At 36.9% G+C, this 20,412-nt stretch carries 18 protein-coding genes; 13 read left to right on the top strand and 5 right to left on the bottom strand.

The features are described 5' to 3' along the window. Nucleotides 1-3 precede the first annotated feature (3 nt). The gene (locus tag ACY45D_RS12265; RefSeq protein WP_463107001.1) at nucleotides 4-474 is read left to right on the top strand and encodes a hypothetical protein; all 471 of its coding nucleotides are present in this window, start codon (nucleotides 4-6) and stop codon (nucleotides 472-474) included. A 354-nt stretch (nucleotides 475-828) separates the two neighbouring features. After that, nucleotides 829-1,152, top strand: a complete 324-nt coding sequence (locus tag ACY45D_RS12260; RefSeq protein WP_463107000.1) for a hypothetical protein — start codon at nucleotides 829-831, stop codon at nucleotides 1,150-1,152. 144 nt (nucleotides 1,153-1,296) lie between these two features. On the opposite strand, the gene ACY45D_RS12255 is transcribed toward ACY45D_RS12260, so the two are convergent. Next, complete coding sequence (locus ACY45D_RS12255; protein WP_463106999.1) at nucleotides 1,297-1,719, bottom strand: Lrp/AsnC family transcriptional regulator; 423 nt, start codon at nucleotides 1,717-1,719, stop codon at nucleotides 1,297-1,299. 225 nt (nucleotides 1,720-1,944) lie between these two features. Between ACY45D_RS12255 and ACY45D_RS12250 the strand changes: the two genes are divergently transcribed. From ACY45D_RS12250 to ACY45D_RS12215, 8 genes are all read left to right on the top strand, one after another. Further along, entirely contained in the window at nucleotides 1,945-3,216 is a 1,272-nt protein-coding gene (locus ACY45D_RS12250; RefSeq protein ID WP_463106998.1) for a Glu/Leu/Phe/Val family dehydrogenase, read from the top strand. A 102-nt stretch (nucleotides 3,217-3,318) separates the two neighbouring features. Further along, nucleotides 3,319-4,524 carry a bifunctional succinylornithine transaminase/acetylornithine transaminase gene (locus ACY45D_RS12245; protein ID WP_463106997.1) on the top strand — a complete coding sequence of 402 codons (1,206 nt, stop codon included), beginning with the start codon at nucleotides 3,319-3,321 and terminating at the stop codon, nucleotides 4,522-4,524. Nucleotides 4,525-4,546: 22 nt separating this feature from the next. Then, the gene (gene astA, locus ACY45D_RS12240; RefSeq protein ID WP_463106996.1) at nucleotides 4,547-5,590 is read left to right on the top strand and encodes an arginine N-succinyltransferase; all 1,044 of its coding nucleotides are present in this window, start codon (nucleotides 4,547-4,549) and stop codon (nucleotides 5,588-5,590) included. Beyond that, a complete protein-coding gene (astD, locus tag ACY45D_RS12235) occupies nucleotides 5,590-7,068 on the top strand; it encodes a succinylglutamate-semialdehyde dehydrogenase (RefSeq protein WP_463106995.1) in 1,479 nt (492 codons plus the stop codon). Before astA ends, astD begins: the two co-directional genes overlap by 1 nt. 33 nt (nucleotides 7,069-7,101) lie before the next feature. Continuing rightward, nucleotides 7,102-8,442, top strand: a complete 1,341-nt coding sequence (gene astB, locus ACY45D_RS12230; protein ID WP_463106994.1) for an N-succinylarginine dihydrolase — start codon at nucleotides 7,102-7,104, stop codon at nucleotides 8,440-8,442. 137 nt (nucleotides 8,443-8,579) lie between these two features. Then, nucleotides 8,580-9,554 (top strand): succinylglutamate desuccinylase, encoded by a 975-nt coding sequence (astE, locus tag ACY45D_RS12225; RefSeq protein WP_463106993.1) that lies wholly within the window; start codon nucleotides 8,580-8,582, stop codon nucleotides 9,552-9,554. A 265-nt stretch (nucleotides 9,555-9,819) separates the two neighbouring features. Further along, a complete protein-coding gene (locus tag ACY45D_RS12220; protein WP_171057655.1) occupies nucleotides 9,820-11,226 on the top strand; it encodes an amino acid permease in 1,407 nt (468 codons plus the stop codon). Nucleotides 11,227-11,545: 319 nt separating this feature from the next. Further along, the gene (locus tag ACY45D_RS12215; protein ID WP_463106992.1) at nucleotides 11,546-13,168 is read left to right on the top strand and encodes a GMC oxidoreductase; all 1,623 of its coding nucleotides are present in this window, start codon (nucleotides 11,546-11,548) and stop codon (nucleotides 13,166-13,168) included. Between the two features lie 532 nt (nucleotides 13,169-13,700). Here ACY45D_RS12215 and ACY45D_RS12210 read toward each other — a convergent pair. From ACY45D_RS12210 to ACY45D_RS12200, 3 genes are all read right to left on the bottom strand, one after another. After that, nucleotides 13,701-14,735, bottom strand: coding sequence for an AraC family transcriptional regulator (locus ACY45D_RS12210; protein WP_463106991.1), 1,035 nt, complete (start codon nucleotides 14,733-14,735; stop codon nucleotides 13,701-13,703). A 293-nt stretch (nucleotides 14,736-15,028) separates the two neighbouring features. Continuing rightward, nucleotides 15,029-15,196 carry a rubredoxin gene (locus ACY45D_RS12205; protein WP_463106990.1) on the bottom strand — a complete coding sequence of 56 codons (168 nt, stop codon included), beginning with the start codon at nucleotides 15,194-15,196 and terminating at the stop codon, nucleotides 15,029-15,031. Further along, nucleotides 15,193-16,413 (bottom strand): alkane 1-monooxygenase, encoded by a 1,221-nt coding sequence (locus ACY45D_RS12200; protein WP_463106989.1) that lies wholly within the window; start codon nucleotides 16,411-16,413, stop codon nucleotides 15,193-15,195. Before ACY45D_RS12200 ends, ACY45D_RS12205 begins: the two co-directional genes overlap by 4 nt. 628 nt (nucleotides 16,414-17,041) lie before the next feature. Between ACY45D_RS12200 and ACY45D_RS12195 the strand changes: the two genes are divergently transcribed. The 3 genes from ACY45D_RS12195 to ACY45D_RS12185 all read left to right on the top strand — a co-directional run bounded on the left by ACY45D_RS12195 (nucleotide 17,042) and on the right by ACY45D_RS12185 (nucleotide 18,687). Further along, the gene (locus ACY45D_RS12195) at nucleotides 17,042-17,416 is read left to right on the top strand and encodes a hypothetical protein (RefSeq protein WP_463106988.1); all 375 of its coding nucleotides are present in this window, start codon (nucleotides 17,042-17,044) and stop codon (nucleotides 17,414-17,416) included. Nucleotides 17,417-17,519: 103 nt separating this feature from the next. After that, nucleotides 17,520-17,705 (top strand): LbetaH domain-containing protein, encoded by a 186-nt coding sequence (locus ACY45D_RS12190; protein WP_463109483.1) that lies wholly within the window; start codon nucleotides 17,520-17,522, stop codon nucleotides 17,703-17,705. A 31-nt stretch (nucleotides 17,706-17,736) separates the two neighbouring features. Then, nucleotides 17,737-18,687: a DMT family transporter gene (locus ACY45D_RS12185; protein ID WP_463106987.1), complete on the top strand. Its 951-nt coding sequence runs from the start codon at nucleotides 17,737-17,739 to the stop codon at nucleotides 18,685-18,687. 375 nt (nucleotides 18,688-19,062) lie between these two features. Here ACY45D_RS12185 and ACY45D_RS12180 read toward each other — a convergent pair whose 3' ends face one another. After that, on the bottom strand, nucleotides 19,063-20,304 hold the full coding sequence (locus ACY45D_RS12180) for a multifunctional CCA addition/repair protein (RefSeq protein WP_463106986.1): 1,242 nt from the start codon (nucleotides 20,302-20,304) through the stop codon (nucleotides 19,063-19,065). Between the last annotated feature and the right edge of the window lie 108 nt (nucleotides 20,305-20,412).

The following is a 20,412-nucleotide window of genomic DNA, read 5'->3' as shown; positions in this document are numbered from 1 at the left end:
AAAATGATCAATTTAATTAAGGTTAATTTATTAATAACTCTAGTTTTATGTATAACTTCTTGTACAAGTACGAAAGAAACTCAAAACGGGAAATACTTCACTAATATAATTAACTATTATTTTAGTGAATATGATCCAAATGAAAAAATTTGGGTCGATAAACCTTCTAATAAGTATGCGATTGCTGATATAAAGAAATCAAAGCTTACACTTGATGATTTTGAGTTGATAAAAAAAAGATTGAAAAATGATAAATGGGAAATTATTTCATATCAAGATAATTATTTTGAATATTGTTTAGGAGAAGATTTTTATATGGGAATACTTTACCCAGTAAATCCTAAACATCATCGTTATGATGGAGAAGAGGTTTTATATGAAAATATAGATGATTGGTCGATTGGTTTATCTTATAATGAAGCAGGTGTAAAACATTGTCGTAAAGAAAAAATTCCAATTATAGAGTTGGATTAAATTATCTTCTATTGGAAATTTTAATAATGTATTTTGATAATAAGCAAAATATTTAATTTTTACATTCTAAAAGTAATAGGTATCTTTCATAAGTCATACATAGAGACTAACATTAAATCAATTAGCCGATTATTGGAATATAAGTTTTATATCTTCAAAGCATAGGCGTTATGTATGCAATGTGGTTAATTAATTTTAAATATGAAAATTGAATAAATATATAATGATTATGAGGGTTTTAGATTATTATGTTAATAGAAATCAATATCTTAATTTTTTTGTGTGTTATCTTTGTATGAGTGTGGTAATAGTATTTATGAACAACCTAAAGATAAATATATTTTTGAAATTAAAATGAAAAATCTACTTGGTGATAATTTAGAGGTTATAACATCTATGCATAAAGAAGAAGTTCAAATGTCTTCTTTTGAATTACCTAAAGAGCCTAATCATATAAACAGTGTAATGAATTTTTTGAAAAAAGATGGATGGGTTGTTAAAGGACAAGGGATAGGTGTGGATACATATTGTTTAGGTATTAATAATAGGATTAATATTATTACTCCAATGTGGGGTGGTAGTTATGATTACAAAGGTGGGAGATTAAAAATAATGAAATATGATATTTATGTTGTTACATATAGTTACAATAAATGGGGTGATGATTTGTGTGAATAAGTTTTGGGTAAAATATTTAAATTGAAAAATTATTCACCTTATTGCTATTAAGTGATTGTAGTAATCGTACATTAATTAGTTAGTTCGTTTAAAAACAGATGCAGCAAAGCTGCACCTGATCATTCAATTTAAAATCTACAATATTCAAGTCTTATAAGTAGATAACAAAATACTGGTTTCACTATTATAAATCCCTGAAATATTTCTAATTCTTTCAAGTGCCTTATCAAAATTTTCAAGACTATCAGATTGAAGCTCCACCAAAAGATCCCATTTACCATTGGTGGTATGTAAACGCTCAACAGCTGACTCCAAACGCAACTCTCGGACAACAGCCTGAGCTTTGGTTCCTTCAACCATAATATTCATCCAAGCACGAATAATATTTTTTTCCGCATTCGGACGAAAACGTACGGTATAGCCCGTAATAACACCTGTGGATTCCATGTATTCAATTCGCTTCTGCACAGTCGCTCTAGATACACGTGTTTTTGCCGCCAAATCAGTAATCGAAATTCGTGCATTGTCTTTCAACAAACCTAAGATAATATGGTCAATATTGTTCATTTTGATAATTACTATTAGCAAATTGATAAAAATTAATTCATTTTAATCACTAAAATACATTTTGTGAATCAATTTGATTCTTAATAATAATGATTATTCGAAGTCCCAAATATTTCAAGTTCACTCAAATGAAAAGATCTATGTTGATAACGGACGATGAGGTGAACAGAAACCTTTAAAAAGGGGTCTGGAAATAACAGGGACAATTGGTTAATTAAGGAATACATGATGTCTTTATCATATACGGCTCAAAACAGTGCGTGGCAAACTTATCTTACTCAAATTGAACGAGTAACCCCTTATCTAGACGCAGATCTCAGCAACTTTGTAAATACGTTGAAACGTCCAAAGCGTACCCTTATCGTAGACGTTCCAATTGTGATGGATGACGGTACGATTCGTCATTTTGAAGGCTACCGTGTACAACACAACTTATCACGTGGGCCAGGTAAAGGTGGTATTCGTTACCATCAAGATGTTGAATTAAATGAAGTTATGGCATTGTCTGCATGGATGACAATCAAAACTGCTGTACTTAACCTTCCATTTGGCGGTGCTAAAGGCGGCGTTCGTGTAAACCCTAAAGAACTTTCAACACGTGAATTAGAACGTTTAACTCGTCGTTTTACCAGTGAAATCAGTTCAATTATTGGCCCTCAAATTGATATTCCCGCACCAGATGTAGGAACCAATGCCAATATTATGGGTTGGATGATGGATACATACTCAAGTATCAAAGGTCATACAGTTACAGGTGTCGTTACAGGTAAACCAGTACATTTAGGTGGTTCACTAGGACGTGTACGTGCAACAGGTCGTGGCGTATTTGTAACGGGCATGGAAGTTGCAAAACGTATTAACTTACCTGTAGCGGGGAGTAAAGTTGCAGTTCAAGGCTTTGGTAACGTAGGTAACGAAGCAGCATATTTATTCAGCCATGCGCAAGCGCTAGTTGTTTGTGTACAAGACCACACAGGTACAATTTTTAATGCTGAAGGCTTAAATGTAAAAGCATTACAAAAACATGTTGCAGAACATGGTGGTGTGATGGGCTTTGCTGATGCAACTGTGATCAGTGATGAAGAATTCTGGGATGTCGATATGGACATTCTTATTCCTGCAGCATTGGAAGGTCAGATTACAGTTGAACGTGCGCAAAAACTGAAAGCGAAAATTGTCCTTGAAGGTGCAAACGGCCCAACGTATCCAGAAGCGGATGACGTTTTTGTTAGCCGCAATATTACTGTTGTTCCAGACGTGATCTGTAACGCAGGTGGTGTAACCGTAAGTTATTTTGAATGGGTTCAAGATATGGCGAGTTACTTCTGGAGTGAAGATGAGATCAACGAACGTCTAGACAAGTTGATGATTCAAGCCATGGGCGATGTATGGAATACAGCAGAAGCGAAAGATTGTAGCTTACGTACAGCTGCATACATTCTTGCTTGTGAACGTATCTTAAAAGCACGTAAAGAACGCGGTATTTTCCCAGGATAATTGGATTTCAGATCCGATCCCACAAAAAGCTAGCTAAAAACTAGGGCGAGTTGGAGATCCAATACGCCCTAACCCATACTAAACAGGAAGTGAGTAAATAAAATGAGTGATGTAGCAATTACACGTAGTAACTTTAATGATTGGATGGTTCCAGTGTTTGCTCCAGCAAATTTCATTTTAGTTCGTGGCGAAGGTTCACGTATTTGGGATCAAAACGATAAAGAATATATTGATTTCGCAGGCGGAATTGCTGTTAACGCACTAGGTCATGCTCATCCTGTCGCTGTGAAAGCGCTTACAGAGCAAGCACAAAAGCTTTGGCACATTGGTAATGGTTATACCAATGAACCAGTTTTAGCACTTGCTAAACAATTGGTTGAAAATACATTTGCAGACAAAGTATTTTTCTGTAACTCAGGTGCAGAAGCCAACGAAGCTGCATTAAAACTTGCACGTAAAGTCGGTTTGTTGAGCGGTAACCCAAATAAAAATCATATCGTTGCATTTAAAAATGCTTTCCACGGTCGTACTTTATTTACCGTGACTGCGGGTGGTCAACCCAAGTATTCTCAAGATTTTGCTCCACTCCCTGGTGGTATTGAACATACTGCATTTAATGACTTAGAAGCAGCTAAAGCTGTGATTACTGACGACACTTGTGCAGTGATTGTTGAGCCAATTCAAGGTGAAGGTGGTGTTCTACCAGCAGATATCGAATTCCTCAAAGGTTTACGTGCGCTGTGTGATGAAAAAGGTGCAGTACTGATTTTTGATGAAGTACAAACTGGTGTTGGACGTACAGGTTCACTTTATGCCTACATGAATACAGGTGTAACACCAGACATTCTAACGACTGCTAAAGCATTAGGTGGTGGTTTCCCAATTGGTGCAATGATCACAACAGACAAGTATGCAAACATGTTTGTTGTTGGCGATCACGGTACAACTTATGGTGGTAACCCATTGGCATGTGCAGTTGCAGGTGCTGTTTTCGAGTTTATCAATACGCCTGAAGTTTTGGACGGTGTAAAACAACGTCATCAATATTTCCTAGATGCTTTAAATAAACTGAATGCTGAATTTGGCTTATTCAAAGAAATTCGTGGTCAAGGCTTACTGATCGGTTGTGTACTGAAAGATGAATATGCAGGTAAAGCAAAGAACATCGTGACCTTAGCAGGTGAAGAAGGTGTCTTGGCTTTGGTTGCTGGTGCAGATGTAGTGCGTTTTACGCCGTCACTGATCATTCCAATGGAAGACATTGACGAAGGTCTCAATCGTTTTGCCCGTGCATTAGCACGCCTTTAAGATTTTTTGTGAGCATCTAACCATGATGATTGTTAGACATGCAGCGCATCGGGACTTAGATGATATTTATCGTTTAGCGCAAAGAGCAGGAGAGTCGGGTATTGGCCTGACTTCTCTGCCACAAAACAAAGAAATCTTAGCTGCACGTATTACCCGTACCACTTGTACTTTAGACGGTTTGGCTGAAAAGGCAGATGCAAGTTATTTGTTTGTACTTGAAGATACCACAATTCAGAAAATTGTTGGGGTGAGTGCAATTGAAGTTGCAGTCGGGTTAAACGAACCTTTTTACAACTTTCGTGTCGCACCACAAGTGCATGCATCTAAAGCACTCAATGTTTACAAGACTTTAGATACTTTGTTTTTAAGTAATGATCACACAGGGTGCAGCGAACTCTGCACTTTGTTCCTTGATCCTGAATATCGTAAAAATCAGAACGGTAAGTTTTTATCTAAAGTTCGATTCTTGTTTATTGCTGCTTTTAGATCATTCTTTGAAGAAAGATTAATTGCGGAAATGCGTGGTTTTTCAGATGAAAATGGACATTCACCTTTTTGGGATTCTTTAGGCTATCACTTTTTTAATATGGATTTTGCTGCGGCGGATTATTTAAGTGGTGTCGGGCAAAAAGTGTTTATTGCTGAGTTAATGCCAAGATTTCCAGTTTACGTCGATTTACTTTCAAAAGAAGCGCGCGCTGTGATTGCAGAAATGCATCCGCATACTTTACCCGCAGCAAAAGTTTTAATGTCAGAAGGTCTTAAATATCAAGGTTATGTTGATATTTTTGACGCTGGTCCAACACTTGAGGCCAAAACTTCTGATTTACGAGCAGTCAATGAAAGTCGTTTGCTCAAGGTCAAAATTGTCGATCAAGTTGAAACTGCAAATACGCAGTACTTGGTTGCAAATGATCAATACAAAGATTATTGCGTTTTGCTGATCAATAACAAAGTTCAAGAAGACGATACTTTGTTGATGACAGCACAACAGGCTCAGGCACTCAATGTTTGCGAACACGATGAAGTGCGAGTTTTAGCATTAGAAAAAATGGAGAATAACTAATGTCACAATTGTCACAAGGTGCATTACTCATTAACGGTGTTTGGGTACAAGGACAAGGTACCGCATTCACTAAAACAGATCCTGTGAGCAATCAAAGCATCTGGGCTGGGTATGAAGCGAACCAAACTGATGTTGAGCAAGCTTGCAATGCTGCTCGACAAGCATTTCCAACTTGGGCACGTTTGGCTCTAGAAGAACGTATCGCGATCATTGAACGTTTTGCAGAATTATTAGAGCAAAATAAAAACCAATTGGCAGAAGTGATTAGCCAAGAAACCAGTAAACCTTTTTGGGAAACCTTAACTGAAGTCCAGTCGATGATTGGAAAAGTGGCGATCTCGATTCGTGCTTATCAGCAACGTACTGGTTTTAGCGAAACTAAAATGCCTGATGGCGTGGCTTCTTTACGTCATCGTCCACATGGTGTTTTGGCTGTATTTGGCCCATATAACTTCCCTGGTCATTTGCCGAATGGCCATATCGTTCCAGCTTTGATTGCTGGTAATACTTTGGTGTTTAAACCAAGTGAGTTGACACCGTGGACAGCTGAAGAAACGGCTAAATTGTGGCAACAAGCGGGCCTACCAAACGGTGTGTTGAATGTCGTTCAAGGTGGACGTAGCACGGGTGAAGCTTTGGCTGCTGCAGAGCAAATTGATGGTTTGCTTTTCACAGGGAGTGCCAATACAGGTTATCACTTGCATAAGCAAATGGCAGGTGCGCCTGAAAAAATTCTTGCATTAGAAATGGGTGGCAATAACGCACTGATCATTGATGATGCAACGGATATCGACGCTGTAGTGAATTTAGCGATTCAGTCAGCATTTGTGTCAGCAGGGCAACGTTGTACTTGCGCGCGTCGTATCATTGTAAAACAAGGTGCAACGGGTGATGCCTTCATTCAACGTTTTGTTGAAGTGGCTAAAAACTTAGTCGTTGGTCGTTGGAATGCAGAACCACAACCATTTATGGGTGGCGTAATTTCTTCTCGTGCGGCTGAACAAATGTTAGTCGCTCAAAGTAAATTGATTGCTTTAGGTGCAAAACCATTATTAGAAATGACCCGTCCACAAGCAGACAGTGCTTTGCTCACGGCAGGTATTTTAGACCTCACAGATGTTGCTGATATTCCTGATGATGAATATTTTGGCCCATTGACGACGATCTATCGTTATCACGATTTTGATGAAGCATTAAGCATTGCCAATAATACCCGTTTTGGTTTGGCTGTTGGTTTAGTGTCGCCAGATCGTGACTTATTTGAACGTGTACTCATTGAAGCACGTGCAGGTATTGTGAACTGGAATAAACCGCTTACAGGTGCATCTAGTGCAGCGCCATTTGGTGGTGTTGGCGCTTCAGGTAACCATCGTTCAAGCGCTTTTTATGCTGCGGATTATAGTGCATGGCCGATGGCTTCATTGGAAAGTGACAGCGTGACACTGCCTTCAAAATTATCACCGGGCATTGTGCTCTAAGTCTAATCGTATAGTGACTACAAGGAGAAAAAAATGTCAGGTTATGAAATAAATTTTGATGGATTAGTTGGCCCAACACATCATTATGCAGGTTTATCTTTTGGTAATGTTGCTTCAACTAAAAACCGTAATAATGCTTCCAATCCAAAATTAGCAGCAAAACAAGGCTTAATGAAAATGAAAGCCCTTGCTGATCTTGGATTGAAACAAGGTGTTTTTGCACCGCAAGAACGACCGCATGTACCGACTTTACGCCGTTTAGGTTTTACAGGTAGCGATACCGATGTGATTGCGCAGGCAATGAGAACTGCGCCAGCGTTATTATCATCATTAAGCTCTGCATCATCGATGTGGACAGCAAACTCTTGTACCGTTTCTCCGTCTGCAGATAGCGTTGATGGACGTATGCATTTTACTGCTGCGAACTTAAATAATAAGTTTCACCGTTCTATTGAACATCATACGACAACACGCATTCTTCAAGCGATGTTTGATAATGATGTGCATTTTGCACACCATGAAGCGCTCCCAGAAGCAGCTTTGTTTGGTGATGAAGGCGCGGCCAACCATAACCGTTTAGGTGGTGCATACGATCAAGCAGGTGTACAAGTTTTTGTATATGGTCAGCAACAACTCGGTGGTGCAGTTGCGCCACAGAAGTTCCCTGCACGTCAAACACGTGAGGCGAGTGAAGCAGTTGCACGTTTACATCGTCTTGACAATAAACGCACTGTATTTATTCAGCAAAATCCTGATGTGATTGATAAAGGTGTGTTTCACAACGATGTGATCGCGGTTAGTAATCAGCAAGTTCTATTTCATCATCAACAAGCTTTTTTAAATCAAGCTGAAGCATTGGATGAAATTCGTCAAAAAATGGCGGGTATCGAGCAAGACTTTATATCGATTGAAGTGCCTGAAAACCGTGTAACTGTTGAAGATGCAGTTGCTACTTACTTATTCAATAGCCAGATTTTAACGCGTGCAGATGGTGGGATGAGTATCGTTGTACCTGAGGAATCACGTCAGAACAAAGCTGTGTGGAGCTATCTGAATGACATGATTCAAATGGGAACACCTATTGATGATATTAAAGTTTTTGACTTACGTGAAAGTATGCGTAATGGCGGTGGGCCTGCGTGCTTAAGATTACGTGTCGCAGTCAATGAAGCTGAACTTGCAGCAGTCAATCCTCACTTATTTATGAATGATGCTTTATTCAAAACACTCAATAAATGGGTCGATCAGCATTATCGTGATGAGTTATCTCAGGACGATTTAGCCGATCCAAGTTTATTGATTGAAAGCCGTACAGCACTGGATGAGTTAACCAAAATTTTAGGATTGGGTTCAGTTTATCATTTCCAAAGATAAGTAAGACTGACCAATAAAGCGAATCGCAGGAATAAAAAATCCCCTTCAAGGAATCTATCTCTTTGGATTAAAAAATTACAAAGAGATGGGCTGCGATTGTCGTAGTACAAGGGGAAATTTAAAAAGGATGATTGTACGTGGTTGATTTATTAACGTTGACTCTAGATCGGCAAACACCTGAGAAAATTCAAGGTGTAACGCAAGACTTTACATGGCAATGGCTTGGTGAAGGGCTATTGCAATGTACGCCTAAATCAAGTTATACAAAAACCATGCTACTTTCTGCGGGTATTCATGGTAATGAAACCGCTCCAATTGAGTTATTGGCAAATATGATCAATGACTTGTTTGCTGGGCGTGTCACTTTATCTGCTCGTGTACTGTTTGTTTTAGGCAATCCCGAAGCGATTCGACAAGGTGTTCGTTATCTTGAAAATGATATGAATCGTATGTTTTGCGGTGCATATCAGCATTTAAAACAAGATCAGGAAACAGATCGAGTAGCTGAATTGGAACAAGTGACAGCAGCATTTTTTGAACAAAGTTCTGTTGAAGCGCAACGTTATCACTATGATTTGCATACTGCTATTCGCGCATCTTTATTGCCTGTTTTTGCCTTATTTCCTTATCAAACACGACCTTTTGATGACTTTCTTATCCAAAGTTTGGATGCAGCGGATTTAGACGCTTTGGTTTATCACAATGCAATCGGTAAAACCTTTACTCATTTTACAGCAGAAACTTTTCAAGCTGCGAGTAGCACTTTGGAGTTAGGTAAGGCAAAACCGTTTGGTCAGAATGATTTGGCTGAGTTTACCAGTATTGATCAGGTATTACGTGCCGTTCTTTCAGGTCAAGCATTGCCAATCAGACACAAATCTAGCATTCGCCAGTTTAAAGTCATTCATTCAATTTTAAAGCAAAGTGAAGATTTTCAACTTCAACTCAGTGCTGATGCACCAAACTTCTCGACTTTTCAAAAAGGTGAAGTGATTGCGACGCAACAAACAGGAAATGAAGTTGCTGTTGATCAACAGGTTTGGATTTTATTCCCCAATCCGAATGTGAAAATAGGGCTAAGAGCTGGGCTGATTTTAACAGAAATTGAATAAAGCATTGCCTCAACGTTTCGATGTAGACATGGAAAGGGCACACATGGAGTTGGAATATGGATGTTCAGTAAAAAACAAAATAGAGCAAAGAAAAATATCTGTTTAGATATTTATTTTTATGAAAGTAAAGCAGCAAGGACAGGTTGTCATAAGAATATTGTTGGAGTGATTGTGTATGAGTAACAAGAATGAAGAAGCATTTCAATCAGGTAAAATCCTGAATGAGCAATATGTGGTCCAGCAAGACACATCTAGCCAATCGAATATGTCTTCATCAGAAATAGAGATTGGAAAACCATTAAAACGTGCCATGACCAAACGTCATTTGGTGATGATTTCATTGGGTGGAGCAATTGGTACAGGCCTATTTTTAGGCTCAGGTGATGTTATTTCACAAGCGGGGCCTGTAGGCGCTATTTTGTCTTATTTACTGGGCGGTATCATTGCCTATATGGTGATGCTGTGCCTAGGTGAGCTAGCTGTACATATGCCTGTTTCTGGTTCATTTGGTGAATATGCAAGAACTTATATTGGGCCGGGCACGGGTTATATGATCACTTGGTTGTACTGGCTCACTTGGACAGCAACCTTAGGGACTGAATTTACTGCTGCTGCGTTACTGATGCAGGAATGGTTTCCAACGATCTCCATGTGGACATGGACTTTGTTATTCGCTGGCTTAGTTTTTACTTTGAATGTCAGTTCAACTCGTTTATTTGCTGAATCCGAATTTTGGCTGTCTTTGGTTAAAGTTTTAACCATTATCTGTTTTATTGCGCTAGGTTTGGCTGCAATTTTCGGTTTTATTTCTTACCACGGACATGAGTCTGCGCCTTTGTTCAGTAAATTAACTGAGCATGGTTGGTTCCCAAATGGTATTTTCCCTATTTTCGCAACAATGCTCATCGTTAACTTTGCCTTCTCTGGTACTGAGTTGATTGGTGTTGCAGCAGGTGAAGCAGAAGAACCTGCGAAAACTGTACCAAAAGCGATTAATGCGGCAATTTGGCGCTTATTGATTTTCTTTGTAGGTACGATTGTTGTGATTTGTGCTTTGCTACCTTATGAAATGGCAGGACTAAGTGCCAATAATGTGAGTAATAGCCCATTTGTAACGGTATTTAACTATATTGGGATTCCGTATGCGGAAGACATTATTCGTTTTGTGATTATCACAGCATTGTTGTCTGCTGCTAACTCAGGTTTATTCGCTGCTTCACGTATGATGTGGTCTTTATCTGCTAAAAAACAATTACCGAAAGTCTTTGCTAAATTGACACGTTCAGGCACACCGATTGTTGCAATTGTTGTGACTATGTTCGGTGCAATTCCAGGATTATTATCAGAATTATTTGCACCTGAAACGATCTTCAAAAACTTATTGGGCGTTGCTGCATTTACGATGGTTGTGGTTTGGATTTCAATTTGCGTGAGCCAATTTAACTTCCGTAGACAGTGGATTAAATCTGGTAAAACAGTCAAAGATTTGAAATTTGCTGCGCCATTATTTCCACTGACTCCAATTTTAGGTGGATTATTCTGCGTGATTACCTGCGTGAGTATGGTGACAGATCCTTCAATGCAAGTGGGTTTCGTATGCTGCATTATCTTTATCATTGCATGCTATGCGAGCTACAATTTTTTCTACAAAGACAAAGACACAATTTCATAAAAGTTATTGTGAATCGTAATTTGTTATTTCAAAACATACTCACTGATGCAATTCGGTGAGTAATAAAAAAAATTATTGAATATATATTTATAAATCACGGACATTATTTTTAAACATATTGCTAAATATTTTATAAGGCTCTTGATCTTCAAGGGCTTTTCATTTTTCTGCTGAATTTGTCTTTTTAAGAATAGATTGTGTCCTTTTAAGCTTATAAGAATTTTCTAATTCTATTCATGATAAAGATTGAAAATTTAAAATGATTTCTTCATTTATTGTCCGCAATATTTAAAAGAAGGGTTGAAAGGAGCTCAATTCAATGCATCAAATAAATTACGATTTTGACTATCTCATCATTGGATCTGGGTTTGGAGGAAGTGTTTCAGCACATCGACTTTCAGAGAAAGGATATTCTGTTGCTGTTATGGAAATGGGGAAACGTTGGGAAGCGAAAGATTTTCCTAAAACCAATTGGAATACGCCACGTTGGATTTGGCGACCTGCTTTAAAACTCTTTGGTTTTTTTAATTTGCGAATCTTTCGACATGTCACCATTATTTGTGGCAATGCTGTTGGAGGTGGATCAATTACTTATGCAAATACTTTATTGATACCGCCAGATAGCGTTTGGTCTGAAGGGTCATGGGGAAATATTCCCAATTTAAAACAAGAAATGCCACAATATTTTGCTGAAGCAGAACGAATGCTCGGTGTAACGGATAATGTGATCTTAGGGCCAGCAGATCATATGTTGAAACGAATGGGTGAGGCTGTTGGGGTTGGTGATACTTTTAAACCCACGCGAGTAGCCACTTTTTTTCCACCAGAAGGTGAGACGGGTGGGAAAACCTATCCCGATCCTTATTTTAATGGTCAAGGCCCTGATCGTGCGACTTGTACGGCTTGTGGTGGGTGCATGACAGGCTGTAAGTATAATGCTAAAAATACATTAGATAAAAATTATCTCTATTTTGCTGAAAAACAAGGAACACAAGTTTTTGCAGAAACCAAAGTTATTGATATTCGTCCTTTAAATGATCGAGAAGATGGTCGTGACGGTTATGAAGTGACAACGGTTGATTCGATGTCTTGGGGCAAAAAGAATAAGCGGACGTGGATCGTTAAAAATGTCATCTTTTCAGCATCGTCTTTAGGGACACAAGAATTGCTATTACGTTTAAAGGATCGTCAGGTTTTACCGAATATTTCAGAACAATTAGGCAAGCAGGTGAGAACCAATGCTGAGTCGATATTGGGTGTTCGTTTTTTTGATAAAGAAATAGACATGAGCCAAGGTGTTGCAATTGGTTCGAGTATCTATATCGATCACAATACCCATATTGAGGCAACACGTTACCAACGTGGTTCAGATGGAATGGGTTTATTAACCACCTATATGGCAGATGGGAAACCCGGATTATCGAGAATATTTTCATGGTTATGGGCATTGATCTGTCATCCAATTATTTTCCTAAAAATGAATAGTCCCTTTGGTTTTGCCAAGCAGACTTTAATTTTCCTCGTCATGCAGACTGTAGATGCATCTATTCAGATGAAATTAAAAAGAAATTGGTGGTGGCCTTTTGGTAAAACCTTATCTTCAGAGGGCAGGCCTTTACCTGTTTATATTCCACAAGCCAATGCATTTACTGAAAAAGTTGCCAAAATGTTTAATGGTCATCCAATGACGACCAAAACAGAAATATTGTTTAATGTTCCTTTTACGGCACATTGCATGGGTGGTTGTGCAATGTCTGATTCAGTAGAAACTGGTGTTGTAGATGCGCAAAACAGAGTTTTTAATTATAAAAATATGTACGTAATCGATGGTGCAATGCTGGGTGCGAACTTAGGTGTAAATCCAAGTTTAACAATTACTGCTTTAGCTGAACGTGCTATGTCATTTATTCCAGATAAAGCGATTTTGGAAAATGTAGGTTAAGGTTGAGAAAATGGTTAAAAATTCCTAAGATTAACGTCAGTTCGGGATAAATTTTGATGTAAGTTATTGAAATAATAGATCAGGCACAGCGGAGTCTTACCGTGTAAAAGTCAAATGCAAGGATTAACCTTCGGTTCGACCTGAGAGGTACTACCTCGCAAGGCTTTCGGGATGAGTGGCACTGCCACGCAAGGGCAAAACCATTTGTCAGTCGCCAACTCGACAGATACTATCAAGTATCTAATATATCGCAAAAACAGTATATTACAGCTATTTCGGAATATATTCCTCATGCCTCGAACAATGCGACTGACGTTTCCGCGTATCATATAGTTGGGAACACATCTTATCTCGAACTCAGGTTAAGATTATTATTTCACAGGAATTTTTAACTCATCTTTGTGTCAGATGGAATGGTAAGTGCTTTGCTTAGACTTGAAAATAAACAATAATCAAAAGAATAAGGATCAGCGAATAATACAAGATCTACAAAGCACTTTAATGTTCATAAACCACGTTTTATTATCCTAAATCATCCAACATACTTATTTTGTTTTTGATAGAAACTCGGTGCAACACCGACAAAGAATTTAAAGGAACGAGAAAAGTTAGAGGCAGAGGCATAACCCAGTTCTTCTGCAATTTCGATCAGATTTTTATTTGAAGAAACTAACATTTTTTTGGCTTTATCAATCACCACTTCATTTTTTAATTGTTGATATGACATGTCTTGTGCTTTCAAGCTTCTTTGTAGTGTTTTACTGGAAATATTCAAAAAGGTAGCACATTCCTGCAAACTCGGAATATCTGAAGAATTTAAAAATAATTGCCTAAGCCATGCAATCAAATCCATATTATTTTTAATCTCATCAATTTGTTCCTGACACTTCAATTCAATCGCTTTACGTGTACCTTCATCTGCGAGGCGTAGGTTTTGTTTAATCAGTTGTTTGCTTAATTGCAGGACAATGCTTGGTTTTTTTAATGCATTAAAGTGAAAACGAACTTTAGATAATTGTGCATAGCGATGTATATGTAAGGGTTCATTGATTGACATAAAAATGTGGTAGGGCATTAAGCGTTCTTCAACCAGTTCATGGATAGCACAATGTAAAGCAACAGCAATTGCTTCAAGATGGAAATTGAGCGATAGCGTATCTATGGGAATGACAGGCTCACAAATCAGCTCCATCGACTGATCTTCATGATAAAAATACGAAATTTTAAAACTTGGTAGAATCAAAGAAAAATATTTAGAAATATAGATGACCGCTTGTTCTAAGTTGTCACAGGTCAATATTGCATAGCCAATCAAGCTATGTGAGCTGACTTTTAGCGAACGACCTAATTCAAAGGCCAAATCATAATTAAAAGGAAATTTTAGGCAAAAGGAGATAAATTTCTCGACTTGTTCTTGAGAAATCTTCATATCTGGTGAGCTTAAATATTTCTTTAGATCTATATCGACCTCAGCCAATATATCTACGGTTGAAATATTCCGAGACTCTAAAAGATTTAAAACTTTGAAATAATATCTTGCAGGGATAATGGGAATTTGATTATTCATATGACTATTCATTCGCCAAGAGAGGAATCATCATGCATTGATGATTTAAATATTAACTGTATAAATTGTGTATGACTAGAGGTTATAAATAATCGAAAGTGTAAAGCAATGATGTGATGGACAGAAGATTGCCGTGCAATAAACAGATTGAAGCGACTGTGATTTAGCATAAATATTTGATATTCATCAATCAACAGCGCTTCAATAACGAGACAAATCAATAGATAAAGCAAGAGATAATATCTTTCGATTTGAGCCTGTAACTAAATACTTCTATTCTCAAAATTGATTTTCTATGCAATCTCAATCATTTCAAAATCAGCTTTCGAAACACCACAATCAGGGCAACTCCAGCTTTCGGGAATGTCTTGCCATGCAGTCCCTGCTGCAAAACCTTCTTCTGGCATTCCTACAGATTCGTCATAGATCCACCCACAAACAATACATTGGTATCTTTTCATGATTGAGAAACCTCTTTGATTTCTTGATTATTTTGAAAGTTGAAATAATCGTTATATTTTTCTAATACTTTCTGTTTAGCAGGTTGGTAGAGATTGATTTTATTGATATCACCTTGGTAATAATCAATAACTTGTTTATCCATAATGCTAAACCAATATTTCGGAATAAAGACATGTAAAAATAGACTCGCATAGCCGACAGGTAATTGTGGAACGTTTTCATAATGTCTGAGTGCTTGGTAACTTCTGGTCGGATAGGCATGATGATCCGAGTGACGTTGTAATTGATACAGCAGAATATTGCTGAACAAACTGTTGTTGTTCCAACTGTGAACAGGCATGGTTCTTTCATAACGTCCATTTTCTAACTTCTGACGTTTTAAACCATAATGCTCCATATAATTTACGGCTTCGAATAAAGTAATACCGTAAGCAGATTGAGCAATTTGTGTTGGGATAATATTTTTCCCGAACATTTTCAGCATGATTCCGTGATAGGTTGCTGACATTGCCCAGCCTTGTAGCAGCTCATTATGTATAGACCAAAAAGATAAGCCTTTTCTTTCTAAGCGTCGTTTTTCAATTTCAATCGCTGATTTAAAACTCCCGCTAACAGTTCGTGGCCAAAACTTCCAAAATGTCTCACCAAACTGTGACGAAGCGGGGTCTTCTGGTGTCGCTACACGTAAATGATGCCCATAAGGATGTTCAATACGGAAATGATTGTATCCTGTCGGCGCTAAACATAAGTGAGAAAGATAATGTTGTCGTTTACCAGCTTTGTGGCTCAGTTCATGAGCTGTGTTAATGGCAACACCATTAACGACACCCAGTGTTAAGCCAATGAGAACGCGGTCAGAAAGTGGTGTCGAGTCTTTACTTGCAAGATAATTTCCATAAATATTTGCTATATATTGCAGAGGGATATAAAGATTAACGACTTTTTCATAAAAGGGATCTGCTTCTAATTCAGCAATAGCATCTTCAGGTGGATTTTCTGAATCTTCACCTAAAAAACGGTCGATGACAGGAATGATACCATGCAGAACAATAGGGCCTGCCGCTGCAAAAAGCTTTTTGGTTTTTTTAGGCCCAAACTGATAGCCGAGCATTGCCACATTGGCAATATTGGGAACCACGAGTCCGAGTAGCCATAATTTTCTTTTTTTGTCTTTAAATTTTGGTGAATCAGTTGTTATTTGAGCAACAGCATTCATGTTACACCTTGTGAAATCTAACTTGGTTAACACATGATTGAATATTATTGAATGCAATGCATTGCATAAAAGGACGATGACTATTCTTAAAAGGACATTGATTGCACTGTCTGATGTTATGAAATGTCTCTTTAAAGAAATGATAGTGCAGCAATAGCTTGTATAATTGGGGCATAACTCCAAATCGCCTTTGTTAAATTTTATTTTCATGTGATAGTTATTTTAATAATATAGACTTTATTTAAAGGTTAAATTTTAATTAAAATTTATTTTTTAAGTATTTATATGCTTTATTGGTTTTAATTTATTCGTTTATTTAGTTATTTTTACTTTTTAAATTCTATTTTTTATTAATTTTTATGCGCATTCTAAAAATTAGTCATTTTTCAAACTTACATTAAAAAACATTTTAATATTTTAAATTAGAACAGTTATTTAAATGATTATTGGTGTTGTATTTTATATTGGTTGAGTATCTGTTGTTTACGGATAATTTTTCATTTGATAGTTTAATTAATATGGTTAAATTTGGTAATGAGATTTTTTTTGGTTAAAATAAATAAAGGAGTTTGATTTATATATGTTGAAATGAGTGATTGAAATAAAACGATATAATAAGAGAATTAAAATGTTTATAAGTGTCGGTGAGATTAAAGAAATGATTCATACTCAGATACAAGCAGCATTATGGGAGTGTTGTCATCCTAATTTTGCAAATTTAGTTTCTAATCATAGAAATTATGGAGTATTGATTGAGATGATTTTTGAAGATGCAACAGCCTATTCAAAAAAGGATCCTGCATCACGTGAGTGTTTATCAGGTATTTTACAAGGTTATACTTTTTTTAAAGCTACATTACATTATAGAGTTGCTCATTTTATTTATAAGCAGATTGATTTAGAAGAAAAACATCATTTTCAATACTTATTTCAAATCGTGGGAAAATACTCTCTGGTGCAGAGCTTCATTATAAAAGTGATATTGGTACTAATTTTATTCTAGATCATGGTTTTGGAACAGTTATTGGTGAAACGAGTATAGTTGGAAATAATTGTTATTTTTTAGGTGGAGTTGTATTGGGAGCGACAGGCATTGCAAATAATCTATTCGAAAGAAGGCATCGAAAATTGGTAATAATGTTGAGATTGGCGCATTTAGTCGACTCTTTGGTAATATCGAAGTTGGTCATGATGTTTTTATTGGTCCAAATTGTGTTGTAGCAGAAGACATTCTAAATGGATACAAAGTTATCAAGAAAAGCACGAATCAAGTTATAAAGAAAATTTTATAAAAAATATTATAACGATAAGAGAACTTAACCAGTGAAATTAAATAGTAATACACGAAATAGGATATGGAAAAGTACTTTTTTAACGTTTGTGCTTTATCTCATTGTTTGCTTAACGTGGGGAACTACATGGATTGGGATTAAGATTGCTGTAGAAAGTGCCCCACCATTATTTGCATCTGGTTTACGATTTATTATTGCTTTTCCTTTTTTGTTATTGATAACTGTTTTAGTCAAAGCACCTCTAATTTTTCCAAAAGCACAACGTTCCTTTTTTATTGTACTGACACTATTTTATTTTACAATTCCATATTATTTGATTAGTTATGGTGAGCAATATGTTTCTTCAGGGTTAACCTCTTTATTATTTAGCACCATGTCCGTATTTTCTATGATATTTTCAATTATACTTTTAAAAGAGAAAATTTTTATTAATCAAATTTCAGGTATATTTATTGGTTTTTGTTGTTTGGTTATTATTTTAATTTCGGAAGGATTGATTGTTTCATATACCGATTTTTTAGGTGTGATAGCTATTTTATGTGCTGCAATTATGCATGGATTTCTTTATGTTTATTCTAAGAAAATAGCATCAAATATTAGTGTTTTTACATTTAATACTTTGCCTATAGGTGTCGCTGGAGGATTATTGTGTATTTTTAGTTTTTTCTTTGAAGCACCAAAGCTTGATGAGATTACAGCACGTAGTTGGTTGGCTTTATTATACCTTGGTGTTGTCGCATCTGTTGGAGGATTTATTGTCTATTTCTATTTGTTAAAACGTATGAGCCCTATCATTTTATCATTTATTTTTATTATATTTCCAGTCGTTGCAATTGCTATAGATACACACTATGAACATAAAGCGGTTACCCCTCAATTTATTTTCTATTCAATTCTTATGTTGTTAGGGTTCGCATTAACCAAATTTCCATTACATAAATTTTTTTCTAATCAGTTTTTTAAAAGAAAAAATAAGGATTAACTCAATATTAAGGAAAAAATGATCTTTATTAGCTGGAATACTAAAATTATACTTAGTAAGCTCAAGCTAAATAAGGGCGAATTCAAACATGAGATATGATCGTTTTAAAAGTCTGATAAAAATTAGCTCAAATTTAATCTGACAGTCTCTATGAAATATTGGTCACTGTCAGATTAAATCGGAACGCATACATTTTAAGCATCTGTGATAAAACAACACATGTTGCTTCAAATTTGAATCTAGGGCTATTGTCTGTCTTTGATTGTTCATGATTTTGGATGGTGATAACAGTCTAAGCGGTATCCAGTTTTATTAAACCACAACAACGTAAATCTACTAAGCCCCCCGTTACTGGGATACTGAGAGGATGTTCCCTTAAACAGTATGACTATGATGACCTAACGCATGCTTTAAATGAGCAATCGCTTCAATACGTTTTTGAATCAGCATCTCTCCAATATCAGAACCTTGAACATCTGGCGGTAAGTCAGAAGCTTTAATTGTCCGTACAGTTTTCACTGCATTCAAAAGATAATGAGCTTGAGGATATTCACGATTTTCCATACCCAAACGGCCTTTAGCATCACACTCACAAGCTTGAATAAACGCTTCCACACGCTCAGGACGACGTAATACGTCCAAACGTTGTAAAAGACGCCATACAGTACCAGCCTTTAAAGTAAATGCTTGATGGCACTTTAAATGCTCTTTACATACCGCTAAAGCAAGCTGTTTAGTTTGAGTTGGAACTTTTAATCGATCACAGACTTCGGTGACTGGTTGAATTCCACGTTCTTCATGCATGATATGACGTGGTAATTCTTCCTTAGGTGTTAGCGCCTTGCCTAAATCATGAACTAAAACTGCAAAACGTACATCTAAAGAATAATCAGCTTTACAGGCTTGTTGCAAAGACATCAGTGTGTGAATACCACAATCAATTTCAGGATGATATTCAGGGCGTTGCGGAACACCAAACAAAGCATCTATTTCAGGGAACAAGATTTTTAAAGCACCACATTCACGTAATACTTCAAAATAAACATCTGCATGATTCTCCATCAAAGCACGTGAAGTTTCTTTCCATACACGTTCAGGTGTTAAAGCTTGAAGCTCGCCTGATTCAGCCAATTGACGCATTAAAGCAAGGGTTTCAGTTGCAATCGTAAAACCATATTGTGCATAGCGAGCTGCAAAACGAGCGACACGCAATACACGTAAAGGGTCTTCTGCGAATGCTTCAGAAACATGACGAAGAATTTTATTATTTAAATCGTCTTGCCCATGATAAGGGTCAAATACTTGCCCAGACTCATCCATCGCCATCGCATTGATGGTTAAATCTCTGCGAATTAAATCTTCATCGAGGGTTACATTTGGATCTGTGAAAAATTCAAACCCATGATAGCCATGTCCTGATTTACGTTCAGTACGGGCAAGTGCATATTCTTCTTTTGTTTTGGGATGCAAAAAAACAGGGAAATCTTTACCAACAGGCTGATAACCTTGGGCGAGAAGTTGCTCAGGTGTAGCACCTACGACAACATAATCTTTTTCGTGATAGGGATGTCCGAGTAAATGATCTCTGACGGCACCGCCTACTAAATAAACTTGCATGAAAAAACCTCTATTCTTAGTGCCATCATGCAACAGAATAGAGGTTTTCTCAAGTGTTGAAACCTAGCGATTTGCTAAACTTTAACAGTATTTATCTCAAATTGATTT

It is taken from the genome of Acinetobacter sp. BZX-2 (assembly GCF_055179795.1).
Note: the sequence above shows the minus strand (reverse complement) of the source record. Positions and strands in the feature narration are given on the sequence as shown.

Bases quoted from the DNA above. Each gene is read 5' to 3' on its own strand.
- ACY45D_RS12265 (WP_463107001.1), top strand. From the start codon at position 4: ATGATCAATTTAATTAAGGTTAATTTATTAATAACTCTAGTTTTATGT.
- ACY45D_RS12260 (WP_463107000.1), top strand. From the start codon at position 829: ATGAAAAATCTACTTGGTGATAATTTAGAGGTTATAACATCTATGCAT.
- ACY45D_RS12255 (WP_463106999.1), bottom strand. From the start codon at position 1,719: ATGAACAATATTGACCATATTATCTTAGGTTTGTTGAAAGACAATGCA.
- ACY45D_RS12250 (WP_463106998.1), top strand. From the start codon at position 1,945: ATGATGTCTTTATCATATACGGCTCAAAACAGTGCGTGGCAAACTTAT.
- ACY45D_RS12245 (WP_463106997.1), top strand. From the start codon at position 3,319: ATGAGTGATGTAGCAATTACACGTAGTAACTTTAATGATTGGATGGTT.
- astA (WP_463106996.1), top strand. From the start codon at position 4,547: ATGATGATTGTTAGACATGCAGCGCATCGGGACTTAGATGATATTTAT.
- astD (WP_463106995.1), top strand. From the start codon at position 5,590: ATGTCACAATTGTCACAAGGTGCATTACTCATTAACGGTGTTTGGGTA.
- astB (WP_463106994.1), top strand. From the start codon at position 7,102: ATGTCAGGTTATGAAATAAATTTTGATGGATTAGTTGGCCCAACACAT.
- ACY45D_RS12220 (WP_171057655.1), top strand. From the start codon at position 9,820: ATGTCTTCATCAGAAATAGAGATTGGAAAACCATTAAAACGTGCCATG.
- ACY45D_RS12215 (WP_463106992.1), top strand. From the start codon at position 11,546: ATGCATCAAATAAATTACGATTTTGACTATCTCATCATTGGATCTGGG.
- ACY45D_RS12210 (WP_463106991.1), bottom strand. From the start codon at position 14,735: ATGAATAATCAAATTCCCATTATCCCTGCAAGATATTATTTCAAAGTT.
- ACY45D_RS12205 (WP_463106990.1), bottom strand. From the start codon at position 15,196: ATGAAAAGATACCAATGTATTGTTTGTGGGTGGATCTATGACGAATCT.
- ACY45D_RS12200 (WP_463106989.1), bottom strand. From the start codon at position 16,413: ATGAATGCTGTTGCTCAAATAACAACTGATTCACCAAAATTTAAAGAC.
- ACY45D_RS12195 (WP_463106988.1), top strand. From the start codon at position 17,042: ATGTTTATAAGTGTCGGTGAGATTAAAGAAATGATTCATACTCAGATA.
- ACY45D_RS12180 (WP_463106986.1), bottom strand. From the start codon at position 20,304: ATGCAAGTTTATTTAGTAGGCGGTGCCGTCAGAGATCATTTACTCGGA.